The organism is Acidobacteriota bacterium (assembly GCA_016715115.1).
Lineage (GTDB): Bacteria > Acidobacteriota > Blastocatellia > Pyrinomonadales > Pyrinomonadaceae > JAFDVJ01.
This window is the reverse complement of the sequence record JADKBM010000008.1, coordinates 1-12765: the sequence shown is the minus strand read 5'-3', so window position 1 is coordinate 12765 and position 12765 is coordinate 1. Positions and strand designations below refer to the sequence as shown.

Genomic DNA, 12765 nt, shown 5'->3' with positions numbered 1-12765 from the left:
CGCAGATATGGGCGATGGTCTTGTCATCGGTCTTGGCTCGAAACTGGGCGCGGCGGTGGCAAAATCGAAAGAGTTTATCGACGGAATGCTCGGCGCGTTGGCTTCAAAGATTCGTGAGGTTACCGCCGCCGCACCGACAATGGGCGATCTGTTCAAACTGTTTGACGATCCGAAGTATGCGAAGGGACTTGCCACTCTCGCAAAGGAAATGGGTTATACCGTTGACGAATTGAAAGAGTTTTTGAAAATCGCTCAGCAACGTGACGAATTTACCGCGTTGTTTGACACGATGGACAGGGCAATGCGTGGAGCGGGTCGCGGCGGCGGTTCGGAGCGCGGCACGGGCGAAGGTGATGGATTGACGTTACCAGGTAACGGCGCGGATGAATTCGCCAATCTGCTCGTAATCGTTCCGCAAGCAACTGCCGCGTGGACAAACTTCTTTGACACATTCGCCGCACGGATCGCCGAGATGCGTGATTCATTGAGCAACACGAATGAGTTGATCGGCGAGACGTTCATTGATTCGCTTTCACAGATCGGCGATGTGTTCGCCAACGCGGTCACGCAATGGGACGGCACGGCGCAAGGGTTCTTCCGCTCGTTGGCGCAAGGCTTCGCTCAGATGGCAAAGCAGATCATTGCTGACCTGATTCGGATCGCGGTTATGCAAGCCGTGTTGAAGATCGCGGGACTGGTCGGCGGCGGTTTGTCGCAATCTGCGCCGGGTTGGACTTCGGGTTCGTCCGCGTCGGTGATCCCCGGCGTTGGTGCGGGTGGCGCAACTGCTGGAGCGCGAGTGTTCGCCGAGGGCGGATACACGGGATCGGGCGCGAAACACGAACCGGCCGGCATCGTCCATCGCGGCGAGTTCGTGATGCCGATGGAATCGGTCAAAGCATTGGGGTCTTGGGTTGATGGAATCCTTGCGGAATATGCAGATGCCGGGCGCGATGGCATACGCGGGAGCAAGCGGGATGACCACGAACAACAATTCAAACAAGACGAACAATTTCAATTTTACGATGGGCGGCGGCGGTCAGGTCGATTCGCGCACACGGTCGCAGATCGTTTCCGAGGTCATCGCGGCGATTCGGATGAGCGAACGCCGGAACAAATAAATGAGTGCAAACCTTTATCAATTTCCCTTTGGCGGTGACGCAATGGCAAGCCGCGCCATCGTATCTGACCGACATCACGCGAGGTCGGAACGGTCAGGAAGTCCGTAATGCCATCTGGCAAGATCCGCTATATCGATATAACGCCGCGTTCTCGATCAAGACGTATGCGGACATCGAGACGCTGGTTGAGTTCTTTCACGCGGTCAAGGGTCGTGAGCAGTCGTTTCTGATTAAGGACTATTCCGATTTCGCGATTGCACGGCAGACGATTGCGACAGGCGACGGCGTGGCGACTACGTTTCAACTTATCAAGACGTACACGACATCTTTCGGGTCGTATCAGCGGACGATCACGAAGCCGAAGTCTGCCGAGGACTCAACGGGCGTTCTTGTTTGGGTGAACGGTTCGGTAGTCGCGGCGGCGGATCGGTCGCATTCGGCATCAACAGGCGTGATAACGATTACATCACCGTCGCCTGTGCCGAACGGTCACGCGGTTGAGGCATCGTGCGCGGAGTTTTACGTGCCTGTGCGATTCGACACGGATACTTTGCCGGTTGAGATGTTGTCTTATTGGCTGTCGTCGGGCGCGTCGGCATCGAACGTGCAGATTCCCGATATTCCACTTGTCGAGGTTCGCTACCCGAATGAGTAAATTGATTCTGTTTTTGTTGTTGACGATTTCCGTTATGGCGCACACTCCAAGAAATATACAAGCACCGAATGTCGCCGCCGACTTCTGGACGCAATGGGGTTCAACGAATCCGCGAATGGCGTTGTTTGTAAAACTCACGCCGAAGGCCGACTGGACTGGCGTATCCGCCATCGGGTTCACATCGAACACGCGAAATATGACGTTGCCCGGTCATCCTGGCGTGACGTTCTATTCGTCGCCAGGCATCACACCGACAATCGTTGAACAGGGTTTGGGCGATGTTGCCAACCTTGAACTGACGGGCGTTTACCAAACAGGCATCTTTGAGCGTCTTGATGTCATCGCGGGTCAATGGTCGTTCTCGGAGATCGAGGTATTTTCCGCGTGTTGGAATAACACGGACTTGGGCGAGCTTGTCCACTTTCGCGGCAACCTCGGCGAGTTCCGCGACTACGGCACATACTTTACGGCAGAAGGGCGCGGACTGATCGGGCGACTTTCCAATGATGTCGTTGTTGCGACTCAGCGAATGTGTCGCGTCAAAGAGTTCGGCAACACGCGATGCAAGAAGGTTCTGACGGGTTCATTCACGTACAACGCGACATCGGACGTTGCCGGAGCCGTCATCACGGAAACGGCGCACGGAATGACCACGGGCGAGACGGTTTATCTGACGATTTCAGCTGGAGCGATCAATCCCGAACTGACAGTCAACACGGGTTATTTTGTGATCCGCGCAACGGCTGACACATTCAAACTTGCCACGACATACGCGAACGCGGTCGCCGGAACGGGGATCACGTTGACGGCGGCGGCTGGTACGATAACGGTCAATCGCGGTGCGGTCATCATAGGTTCGGTCGTTTACAAGATCAAGCAATCATCCGTGACCGGCATCGGATCGGCATCGGGTTCGGATACCGAAAACCAAGTGATGATTTTCGACACTTCGACCTTTGCGGGTGTCGTGCCGACATCACCGAATTTCGTCGCGTGGCTGGCATATTTTCCGAACGGAACGCTTACGGCGGTTGATGGCCCGAACGCCGGAATCACCCGCGAGATCGCGACGGCATCGGAAGCGACCGGCTTGCATCCATACGCCAGAATCGAATTGAAGCGTCCGTTCCCGTTTGCGGTTGACACAAACACGTTGTTTGATTTGACGATGGGTTGCAAACGCCGCCTTGAGGATTGCCGCGCATATCACAACGCCGTGAACTTCGACGCTGAAGCGTTTGTTCCCGGCATCGAAGCGGCGAACCGCATCACATCTGGATTCTAAATGGGATTTACGAGATCACAAATTATCCAGTCCGCGCTCGATCTTGTCGGCGTGAGATTCTTGCATCAAGGGCGCGATCCGGCGACCGGCCTTGATTGCGTCGGTCTGCTTGTCGAGGTCGGCAAGCGGGTCGAGTATCCGCACGTCGATGACGTTGCCGCGTATCGGCGCGTCCCGTCCGCCGAAGTGATCCGGCAGATGCTGAACGCGACAACCGACGAAATTGCAATGAGCGATGTGCGCGACGGCGATGTTTACCTTATGAGAATGGGCGGGATCAAACCTCGTCACGTTGGCTTTGCCGCAAACTACAATGGTCGCGCAAGCGTTCTCCACGCTTCGGCTTCGGGCGTTCGCGTCGAGGATAAGACTAATTTTCCCGCTTCGTGGTTTGTTGCCGCGTTCCGGCTTCGGGGGGTGCTTGACTAATGGGAATGGCAGTCGCACTTCCGCTGATTATCGGCGGCGCGTCGATGGCGTTGCAGTTCCTTCTGCAACCGCGCATCAAGCAAACGCCGACCGACAAGGGCAAACTGGACGATATTCGGATCACGGGTTCGGAGTATGGTTCATTCATTCCCCGCGTCTGGGGTCGCGCGCGCGTCGGCGGCAATATCATCTTTTCAGACGGCGTGGTTCATACGATCCAGAATACGCCATCGGGCGGCGGCAAAGGCGTTCCGCAAGCACCGGCGACTCGGACGCATACTTACACCAGTTCAATCGGCGTTCTGATATGTCGCGGTCAAGTCTCAAACTTCTTGCGGACTTGGGCGGATGCCGATCTAATTCTTGGTAACGGCGACATTCTCGGCGGATCGTTTGAGGCTGAAGCGGCAACATTGAGCGGCGGTGCGTCATCAGCGGTCGATGTCAATGCGTCCGGCGGGAACTACGCTACGGGTCTGGGTTCGGGCGGTCAGGCCGCGTTCGATTTCAGTTCCATCGGCGATCCGCCGTATCCGAACATCAGCGATCCGAACGAGATTGCGCTTGCCTATACGCGGATCGAGTTCTTTTACAAATGCAATTCCGATCTGCAAGCGACCATCGACACGGACACGACGGCGGACTTTACGCTTGATTTTCTCGATACGAACGGCAGTTGGACGGCAATCACACATCAGGTGCCGGGGTTTGTCGATTCGCTCGTATTCAAGAACGCAATCGCCGCCGCGCCCGATCTCGATCTGATAGTGATCGAAAAGTATTGGTTTATCGACATTCTCGAAAACCCGAACACGTTCAAAACGCCGACCTTCAACGTGACCGGGAACGTCAACGCGAACATCGTCTATCCGCTCGATGTAAACGATCCGTCAGCATACTACAATGCCGCGATCTCGGATGACGGCACGGGCAAGGTCGCGCTGACAATCCCGGTCGGAGCAACGCGATATTACAAAGGCACTCAGACGCAAGATCAAGACGCGGCGGAGATAACTTGGCTGAACGCGAAATACGGCGCGGGCGAAGGCATTCTTCGCGCTTCGGGTCATCGCGGGCTTGCTTGGGTGATGTTTGAAAACCGCGTGTTGAAACAGGCGCGCGTCGAAAACTTTACCTTTGAGGTGGATCTTGCCAATGCGAACGTGAACGCGGTGCTGACCGATCTGTTCACGGATGTCGGCCTTGTGTCCGGCGATCTGACCTTGACGGCGACGAACGGACTGACGTTCGTGGGTTGCATCGAACACACGGCGGGATCGCGGCGGCAACTGATCGAAGCACTTGAGCGATACTTCTTTTTCAGAATCGCCGAACGTGACGGCAAGATCGTGACGGTTCTCGATACGCTGACATCGAGCGCGACGATTGACGCTGATCTGCTTCGGGCGCACGATGACGGCAATGAGATGCCGAACTTTGACGCGGAAATAATGGTCAAGGAAGAATCGCAGTTGCCGCGTGAAATCCGCGTGTCGGTGATGAATCCCGATCTTGAATACAAAAATGAGAGTGTCGCGTCAGCGTTGTTCGGTTCGCTTGACGCTACCGAGTCTGTCGAATACACGTTCCCGTTGGTCGAGCGTCCTGACGAAGCGCGGAACGTGGCAGAGCGGCTTATTCTCAAGGCGCATTCGGAGTATAAAAGTATTGAGTTTTTCGGGATGCCGGAAATGGCGATCTATTCGGTCGGCGATGTCATCACCGTGCCGATCAACGGAACGAACGTCAAAATGCGGATCGAGAAAAAGCAGATGACGTTGCCTTTGGGCAAAATTCGCTTTCAAGGCGTCACGCTTTCCGAATTTACGCCGACCTATTATCAAGATGACGTAACATCGGTTGCGCCCATTCGTCGCCAGCAACTCGTCACGACTCAGTTCCCGCGCAACTCCGTGCCGGTTGCGATCATCTCGCCGCCGCTGACCGCAAGGGATCGCGGAAAACTCGGCGTTTATCTCGCCGTTTGCGGTCGCGGTCGCGGCGCGGCTGAGAACATCGCGGTTTATCGTGAATATGACACGGACAATTATATTTTGCAGTATGTCGCGGATTCCCCGGCGTTGATGGGCATTTGCGAAGATACGCTCGGCAATCACCTGAGCGAGGATGAGGACACGACGAACGTGCTTGATATCTGGTTCTTTGACGCGATCACGCTGGAATCGGTCTTGCTTGCCGATCTGGTACGTTATCCGACCTTGAATCTGATCCGCGTCGGCGACGAGTGGTTGCAGTTCCGCACGGCGACGGCGCAGACGCTTGAGGAAAATTCGCCGTATCGGTCGAAGTGGAGAATCTCAAATCTGACCCGTGGCACGTTTGGCACGACCGCCGAGATCGGCAGTCACGCGGCGGACGAATACGCGACCGTATTCACCGAAGCGGTCAGATGGTTTCCGCTCGATAATTCCGATGTCGGGGAAACGGTCACGATCAAAGCGGTGACAAACGGACAAGCCGAGGAAAACGGGCAAACGACCACGTTTACATTCAATCCGATTTCGGCGTACACGGTCACGAACGACACGGCGGATCGGACGTTTGATGCAAACGCGACAACGATTGACGAGTTGGCGGATGTGGTGGCGACGATCATTGACGATCTGAACTTGTAAAATGAGCGAACGAAGCGGAGCAATCCCAAGCAACATCACCGTCGCGGCTGGACAGGCGATCCGGCGCAATGCCTTAGATACGGCGTTTGAGGCATTCACGCCGCCTGCCGGAACGGGTCTGTCAGATGGCGACTACGGCGACATCACCGTATCGGGCGGCGGGACTGTGATGTCTCTTGATGCCGGAGTAGGCGGACTGACTCAACCGCAAGTTATGGCGAGAACTTTGGGATGTTAAAAATATGATCGTACTTTCGGAAACAACCGACAATCTGCAAGTGGTTCTTGGCGGCAACGTCACGACGAATCAGCTCGACTGCTTCGCGGTCTGGCGCGATGTCACGACCACGACCTACGCGCCGGGACGCACTGTTACCGCAACGAACAATACGACCGATGTCAGCATCGTGCCCGCACCGCTCGGCTCGACTCAACGGGTGGTCGATCTGGTGAGCGTTTACAACAACGACACGGTTTCAGCGACCGTCACGGTCAAGTTCGACGCGAACGGAACGGAACGTATTCTGTGGAAAGGAACACTTCTCGCGGGAGAGGCATTGCAGTTCGTGGAAGGCGGCGGGTGGCAACGGATGTCAAGCGGCGGCGTGATGCAGATCGCCACGGGCGGCCCGGTCGATATCCAGAGCCAGACGACGCAGGGAACTTACAATTGGAACAAGCCGACTTCCTTCACGCCGAAAACCGTTCGGGTCGTAATGTGGGGAGCGGGAGGCGGTGGCGCGGGCGGCGGCAATCTGGCGACCGCAACGATTGTCAAGGGCGGCGGTGGAGGCGGCGGTGGTGCGTACAATGAGCGCACGTTCGCCGCGAGCGATCTTTTGTCGGTTGAGAGTTACACGGTCGGTCAGGGCGGAACAGGCGGAACGTCGGGAGCGGCGGGAGCGGCAGGCAATGACGGAGTCGCGGGAACAAACACCACTTTCGGCACGACCGTTCGGTTGCTTGCCGGAGGTGGCGGTGGCGGTAGAGGCGGTGCGATCTCCGGCGCGGCGACGGGCGGAGGCGGAGGCGGCGGAACTGCTTCGGCGGGTGCGACCGCATCGGGAACTGCGGCAGGCGCGGCAGGTGCTCCGGCGGGTGGCATCGCGTATACGGGCGGTTCTGGAACTCCCGGCCCTGTTACGGTAATTACGACACATAACGGAGAATACGGCGGCGGTGGCGGGGGCGGTTCGACCGCGACTCCGACATCGTGCGTCGGCGGATCGTCCTTGCGCGGTGGTGGCGGCGGCGGGACTGGTGGTCACAAGACCGCGACCTCACCTACTCTCGTTGCGGGAACGGCAGGGGGATTGTCGAACACCTATACGGCAGGCGGCGGCGCGGCGGTCGGAACGTCGGGCGGTGTGCCAACGGCGGGAACTGGCGGCAGTCCCGGCAATTCCGCGATCGGCGGAGGCGGCGGAGGAGGCGGCGGTTCGACTTGGGCGGCGTCGGGAACTGGCGGTGCGGGTGGTGCGGGTGGCAGTCACGGAGGCGGCGGCGGAGGCGGCGGTGCGGGAACGAACCCCGGTCTTGGCGGAGCGGGCGGCGCGGGCGGCGCGGGCGCGATATACATTATCAGCTGGTAAAACTGGTGCTGAACAATGCCAAAACCATTTGTGTAAAATAGCATTGTGAAACTTGACCGCGACATATTCTTTGACGGCTTCCGCGATTACATCCGCGACACGGGACACGGCGGACTACTTCAATCTCAGGTCGATGCCGTCGAGTTCTTGCTTGGCGCATTTGAGCAGATGCCCGTCTGGTCTGACATCAGGCACATCGCTTACGCTCTCGCGACGATCTCGATAGAAACCGCTTGGACTTTCAAGCCGATCACCGAATACGGTCGCGATTCCTATTTCAGCAAATACGATGGGCGCGCTGACCTCGGCAACAACAAGCCGGGCGACGGATTGCGCTTCAAAGGTCGCGGGTTTGTGCAGATCACGGGGCGACGAAACTACACGTTGTTCGCGGCACTCTTAAAGATTGATCTCGTCAACAACCCGGCACTCGCGCTCGATCCTGCTACGGCATTCAAGATAATGTCGCTTGGAATGTTCCGCGGCGATTTTACAGGGCGCAGTTTCAAGCATTACATCAACGTGGCAATATGCGATTACGCTGGAGCGCGGCGAATCATCAACAGCCAGGATCGCGCCGGAGAAATTGCGCGTTACGCCCAAACACTTGAAAGGATTTTGAAATCGGCGGTTGTTCCCGCAGTCAATCCCGTCACGAGCCAACCAGATACTACGCCGGAATCCTTGAATGATCCGGCGACTGAACCGCTAACGACGATGCCGCAGAACGAACAACCGCCGACCACAATTCCAGAGATCAAGACAGTCGAAGCACCGCCGAAGGAAGGTTCGACCGAAACCGCGACCAAGCTGACCATCGCGGGAATCACCGTGCCGGGGTTTCTTGTCGGACTGGTGACGGCGGTTCAGTCGGCTATGTCGAACGGATTCATATCGGCGGCAGAAGTCGGCGCGGCAATAATCGGATTCATCAAAGACAACACGAAATACGTGATGCTCTTGGTTGGATTGATTGTTGTCGGCTTGATGTTGAAAAAACTTTATAAACAAATCACGCTTTGGCTTACGATGGGAATTGCCGCCGATCCGAACCGCGTTGACATCGAGGTGAAACCGCAATGAATTGGGATACGATCATAGTCATCGCATCGTTCGGCGCGTTTGCCGCCGTGATTTTGTTCATCTATTGGTGGACACGGAAACCGTGATGCACGTTGCCCGATGCCTTTGCGAATCGAAGCTGACTGCTCTTGAGCAGATGTTTGGCAACTGCCCGCAAGCGGTTGAAAAGGTGCGCGAGGTGGTCGGCGATTCGGGCGAACTGCTCGACTTTTGGTTCGACTTCGCGCCGCACGACCGTCACGCGGTGTTTTTCCGTTACCGGGACGGAAGCGTAACACATACCGAGATCGCGACTTTGGAACGATGAGCGACTTGATTTTTAGCATTTGGAAAGGCGCCGGACCCAGGCCCGCCCGGATGATACAGCGCGAATGGTCGGGCGAGCTTCCCTTGACGCTGACAATTTTGATTCTCGGAGCGGTCGGCATCGGCATCGGTGTTGCGCTTTGGTGGCGTTCGCGTTCGCGCAAAGAACAAGTTTTGACTGGTCTGCCCGTCACGTTGCCGGATCGTTTCCCTTACGTGATCGACCGTCTCGGCGCGCCGTTGATCGAGCCGGCCGCCTGTTCCCAGGAATGTGGTCGCCACGATAACTGCCGGGATACTCCAGCAAATTGCAACGACTCCGATCTATTGGACGCGACAACGGCAGATCGAGGAATACAACGTCGCGCTGATCGAACCGACCGCAACCAATATGGACGGATCACCCGCGCTGATGGTTCGCGGCATTCAGTCGGCGGGAACGGTTATCGGTGTTGGCGACGATGGACACGTTCCGAGCGTGATAATCTTGCCGCATCAAGGCGCGACGGATTGGGCGCATCTCGATTACTTGAAAGCGCCCGCGCGTCACGAGTCAGAGCATTCGGCTCTCTGGAGCAACGATCAAAACTTGTTTTACTACTACACGGGAGAACGTGATATTCATCCGATCTTTCCCTAGATTATGAATTGGGCGAAACTGAAATTCCTGTTGATCGACTTTGGCTTTGGCGCGTTGGCGTTCGCGGTCAAATACTGGTATCTGATCGTCGCGCTTGTGTTGTTCATCGTCATCGGCGGCTACATTCAATCGTGCCGCCGGGATTCGCTCGAGAAGAAAATAGATCGGATCGAGGGCAACATTACGGAGCAGAACGTCATCGGCAACATTCTGGCGAATGAGAAGGCGAACATAAACGGAGAGGTGAATCGAAGTGAACAAAATACAAATAATGCTCGGCGCGATCTTGATAATTCTCGCCGGACTGATTCCGGCGTTTTCACAGGAAACTCCGAAGATAAGTTCTGCCGAAAGTTTCCGAACGACTCGTCATGCTTTGAATGGCGCAAGCGTCATCCAGAGGTAATGGAATACTGATTGCAAAACGTTGTAAATGCGGGAGTTAAGCGTTAAAATAACAGACGGAAAAGAGCGCATTACGAGTGCAGCTCTTTTCCTGTCACATCAAACAACTGGAGTATTTGACATGAGTAAAATCAGATTATCATCGAACGACGGACATCTTCAATCTTGCATCATTGACGGATGCGACAAACCGTTCAATTCCTATCGTGGCGGCGGGCGTGGAATGTGTGCGATGCATCGCGCACGAGTTAGACGACACGGAGATCCGTCTGTCTGCAAATTGATGCACGCCACGACATGTGCCGTGAATGGTTGCGACAATCAGACGAGAATTATAAAGGGGTACTGCACTACGCATTATCTACGGTTAATGCGTTTTGGTACTCCGCATTATGAGCCGCGCAAACGGCGAGGTGTTGGATCGACGGCTGAAGAACGGTTTTGGAGTCGAGTGCAAAAAGAGTCCAATGGGTGTTGGCGGTGGACAGGTCGCCCCGGAAGCCACGGATATGGGCAAATTACCGTAAATTACCGCTCTTATACAACGCATCGGTATGCGTGGTTGTTGACACATGGATCGCTTCCTACGCAAATGCTATTGCATTCGTGTGATAGCCGCTTGTGCGTAAATCCGGCGCATTTGCGCGAAGGAACTGCTAAAGACAATGCCCGTGACATGGTCGAGCGAGGTCGAAGCGTGCGTGGTGAACAGCAACGTGTGGCGAAATTGCGGGAAGCGGACGTGCATCAAATTTTGACGTTGTTGAAGCAAGGGTGCGTCCAAAAAGTTGTAGCTCGGCAGTTTGGCGTATCGCCGTCGGTGGTTTCGGATATTAAAGCGCAGCGAACGTGGAGGCATATTGATCGATGCGAAACTTTGTAATTGCAACGACACTTGGGCTTTTTTTAACGTTAGGAAGTTATGGTCAATCGACGCTTCCAAGTACGGTCGAAAAACAAACGTCCGACGTTTGCGAACAACGACTGTTAAAGGCTCTTGACGCGCTCGACAAGGCAGAACGGCTAGTTACCGCACTTGAAGCCGAAAACGCGGCCTTGCGTCGATTAAACGCGGTAAACGAGCAGATTTTGACCGCAAAGGAAACCGTAATCAGCGAACAGGTTAAATTAATTGAGATTTACAAGAAACAGAGCGGGCGCAAAATCTCGTTTCTGTTTGGACTGATCAAGGTGAGGTATTGATGAAACCGCAAACAGTCAAATCACTATTGTTCGCAATCGGCTGCACCCTGATGTTTACGGGTGTCGCGACCGGGTTCGATACCCTCACGCATCTGTCGCCCGAAGTGAACAAGTTTTTCGTCCACGACACGAACGAGATCGCGTTACCGTCCTCGTTCGGGTTCGCGCTCGCGGGCGCGGCTTTTATCCTGATAGCAATGACATCCGGCAACGGATCGCGCAAAAAATAATGGAAAATTTGATTATGGCCATTATCAGTTTCTCCATTTTTCTCGCGTTCAATGTTCTTGCGCTTTTGCAGGATTTTGGACTGTCGCCGTACAAAGACATCGGGATGTCGGCCGCTTTCATCGGAACGTGCGTTTTTATGTTTCGCTATTTCACCAACGTGATCGAGAAAAAAGAGGCGCGTGAAGAAAAGATGATTCAGTTGTTCTTGAATTTCATCATTGAACACTCGAAAGCGGACGGCAATTTAGCCGTCCACGCCAAAGACTTGATCAAGCACTTGGACGATATTCACTTATCGAAATAAACCATAGGAGGATTTGCCGGATGTCATCCCACCATCTGACGGATCAAGTGAAAATTATTGTTTATGTGTTGTCGGGCATCGTCTCGACGGCATTTTTGCTTTTAACGTGGAGCGTCTCGCGTGAAAACACCGACATCAAGCACCGTCTCGACGTTCGCGATGCCTATTTCAACAAGGGACTGATCGACGCGGCGAAGGCAAGAGAAACCGCATTGATCGAAACCGAACGGTTCGCAACCCGTCTATTAGAGCATTGCAAAGCGCAACGAAGCGGATGCAATTTACCAAACGAGTTGACGGTATTGCCGCCGAAACCGCAACTGACCGCACTCGACCAACTACTGACACAACAATCAAAGGAGAAGTAATCGAAATGCCAACACCTGAAAGCCACGATATTGTGATTATATTGGATCGCATCAAAACGCTGAAAGGCGCAACCAACACCGAGACGAGCGACCTTCAAACGCTCCGCGAACAGGCGGAAGCAGTTCACGCACGGATCGGCACTCCATCGGAAGGAGAGGACGACCACGAATGGCTTGAAGACCTTCAAGACATTCTTGGTACGATGTGTGAGTATGCCGCGTCCCTCGTCGCGTCGAGTCCAATCAAACTGTAAGTGGGTTACTACGATCCAGACGATCCCGAACGGTGCGGTGCGTTGGTGTACGCCGTCGCGGTCGGGATTCTGATTGCCTTCGCGATCATCGTCATCGGCGCGGTTGCCGTTCTGATGATCGCAAAGGCGTTCGGCTAATCCTCAACGATCTTCCATAATTCAATCGGTATGGTCTGGCGCACGATGTCGGCGGTTTCACGCTGATCCTCCGCCGCCCGCGCCGCCCGCGCCACCCACGCCGCCCACGCCGCAT

Annotated in this window: 17 protein-coding genes and 1 pseudogene; 17 read left to right on the top strand and 1 reads right to left on the bottom strand. The window is 55.3% G+C overall.

Annotation, left to right across the window (positions count from 1 at the left end; translation table 11 throughout):
• Window positions 1-7: 7 nt before the first annotated feature.
• Genes IPN69_08455 through IPN69_08430 form a run of 6 tightly spaced genes read left to right on the top strand, consistent with a single transcriptional unit; the run spans window position 8 to window position 6364 of the window.
• A complete protein-coding gene (locus tag IPN69_08455) occupies window positions 8-1159 on the top strand; it encodes a phage tail tape measure protein (protein MBK8810745.1) in 1152 nt (383 codons plus the stop codon).
• Window positions 1126-1776: a DUF2460 domain-containing protein gene (locus IPN69_08450; protein ID MBK8810744.1), complete on the top strand. Its 651-nt coding sequence runs from the start codon at window positions 1126-1128 to the stop codon at window positions 1774-1776. Before IPN69_08455 ends, IPN69_08450 begins: the two co-directional genes overlap by 34 nt.
• Window positions 1769-3061: a DUF2163 domain-containing protein gene (locus IPN69_08445; protein MBK8810743.1), complete on the top strand. Its 1293-nt coding sequence runs from the start codon at window positions 1769-1771 to the stop codon at window positions 3059-3061. Before IPN69_08450 ends, IPN69_08445 begins: the two co-directional genes overlap by 8 nt.
• Window positions 3062-3490 carry a C40 family peptidase gene (locus IPN69_08440; protein MBK8810742.1) on the top strand — a complete coding sequence of 143 codons (429 nt, stop codon included), beginning with the start codon at window positions 3062-3064 and terminating at the stop codon, window positions 3488-3490.
• 5 nt (window positions 3491-3495) lie between these two features.
• A complete protein-coding gene (locus IPN69_08435) occupies window positions 3496-6126 on the top strand; it encodes a hypothetical protein (GenBank protein MBK8810741.1) in 2631 nt (876 codons plus the stop codon).
• 1 nt (window position 6127) lies between these two features.
• The gene (locus tag IPN69_08430; GenBank protein ID MBK8810740.1) at window positions 6128-6364 is read left to right on the top strand and encodes a hypothetical protein; all 237 of its coding nucleotides are present in this window, start codon (window positions 6128-6130) and stop codon (window positions 6362-6364) included.
• 1086 nt (window positions 6365-7450) lie between these two features.
• Here IPN69_08430 and IPN69_08425 read toward each other — a convergent pair.
• A pseudogene (locus IPN69_08425) lies at window positions 7451-7648 on the bottom strand (hypothetical protein).
• Window positions 7649-7763: 115 nt separating this feature from the next.
• Between IPN69_08425 and IPN69_08420 the strand changes: the two are divergent.
• The 11 genes from IPN69_08420 (at window position 7764) to IPN69_08370 (ending at window position 12650) form a co-directional block, all read left to right on the top strand.
• On the top strand, window positions 7764-8801 hold the full coding sequence (locus IPN69_08420; protein ID MBK8810739.1) for a hypothetical protein: 1038 nt from the start codon (window positions 7764-7766) through the stop codon (window positions 8799-8801).
• 85 nt (window positions 8802-8886) lie between these two features.
• On the top strand, window positions 8887-9108 hold the full coding sequence (locus tag IPN69_08415) for a hypothetical protein (GenBank protein MBK8810738.1): 222 nt from the start codon (window positions 8887-8889) through the stop codon (window positions 9106-9108).
• Window positions 9109-9378: 270 nt separating this feature from the next.
• Window positions 9379-9747 (top strand): hypothetical protein, encoded by a 369-nt coding sequence (locus tag IPN69_08410; protein ID MBK8810737.1) that lies wholly within the window; start codon window positions 9379-9381, stop codon window positions 9745-9747.
• 3 nt (window positions 9748-9750) lie between these two features.
• Window positions 9751-10164 carry a hypothetical protein gene (locus IPN69_08405; protein MBK8810736.1) on the top strand — a complete coding sequence of 138 codons (414 nt, stop codon included), beginning with the start codon at window positions 9751-9753 and terminating at the stop codon, window positions 10162-10164.
• Window positions 10165-10522: 358 nt separating this feature from the next.
• A complete protein-coding gene (locus IPN69_08400) occupies window positions 10523-11035 on the top strand; it encodes an HNH endonuclease (GenBank protein ID MBK8810735.1) in 513 nt (170 codons plus the stop codon).
• A complete protein-coding gene (locus tag IPN69_08395) occupies window positions 11020-11355 on the top strand; it encodes a hypothetical protein (protein MBK8810734.1) in 336 nt (111 codons plus the stop codon). The genes IPN69_08400 and IPN69_08395 overlap by 16 nt, the downstream gene beginning before the upstream one ends.
• The gene (locus IPN69_08390; protein MBK8810733.1) at window positions 11355-11585 is read left to right on the top strand and encodes a hypothetical protein; all 231 of its coding nucleotides are present in this window, start codon (window positions 11355-11357) and stop codon (window positions 11583-11585) included. The genes IPN69_08395 and IPN69_08390 overlap by 1 nt, the downstream gene beginning before the upstream one ends.
• A complete protein-coding gene (locus IPN69_08385; protein ID MBK8810732.1) occupies window positions 11585-11890 on the top strand; it encodes a hypothetical protein in 306 nt (101 codons plus the stop codon). Before IPN69_08390 ends, IPN69_08385 begins: the two co-directional genes overlap by 1 nt.
• A gap of 47 nt (window positions 11891-11937) precedes the next feature.
• Entirely contained in the window at window positions 11938-12258 is a 321-nt protein-coding gene (locus IPN69_08380) for a hypothetical protein (GenBank protein MBK8810731.1), read from the top strand.
• A 5-nt stretch (window positions 12259-12263) separates the two neighbouring features.
• Window positions 12264-12512: a hypothetical protein gene (locus IPN69_08375; protein ID MBK8810730.1), complete on the top strand. Its 249-nt coding sequence runs from the start codon at window positions 12264-12266 to the stop codon at window positions 12510-12512.
• Complete coding sequence (locus IPN69_08370) at window positions 12513-12650, top strand: hypothetical protein (GenBank protein MBK8810729.1); 138 nt, start codon at window positions 12513-12515, stop codon at window positions 12648-12650.
• Window positions 12651-12765 lie beyond the last annotated feature (115 nt).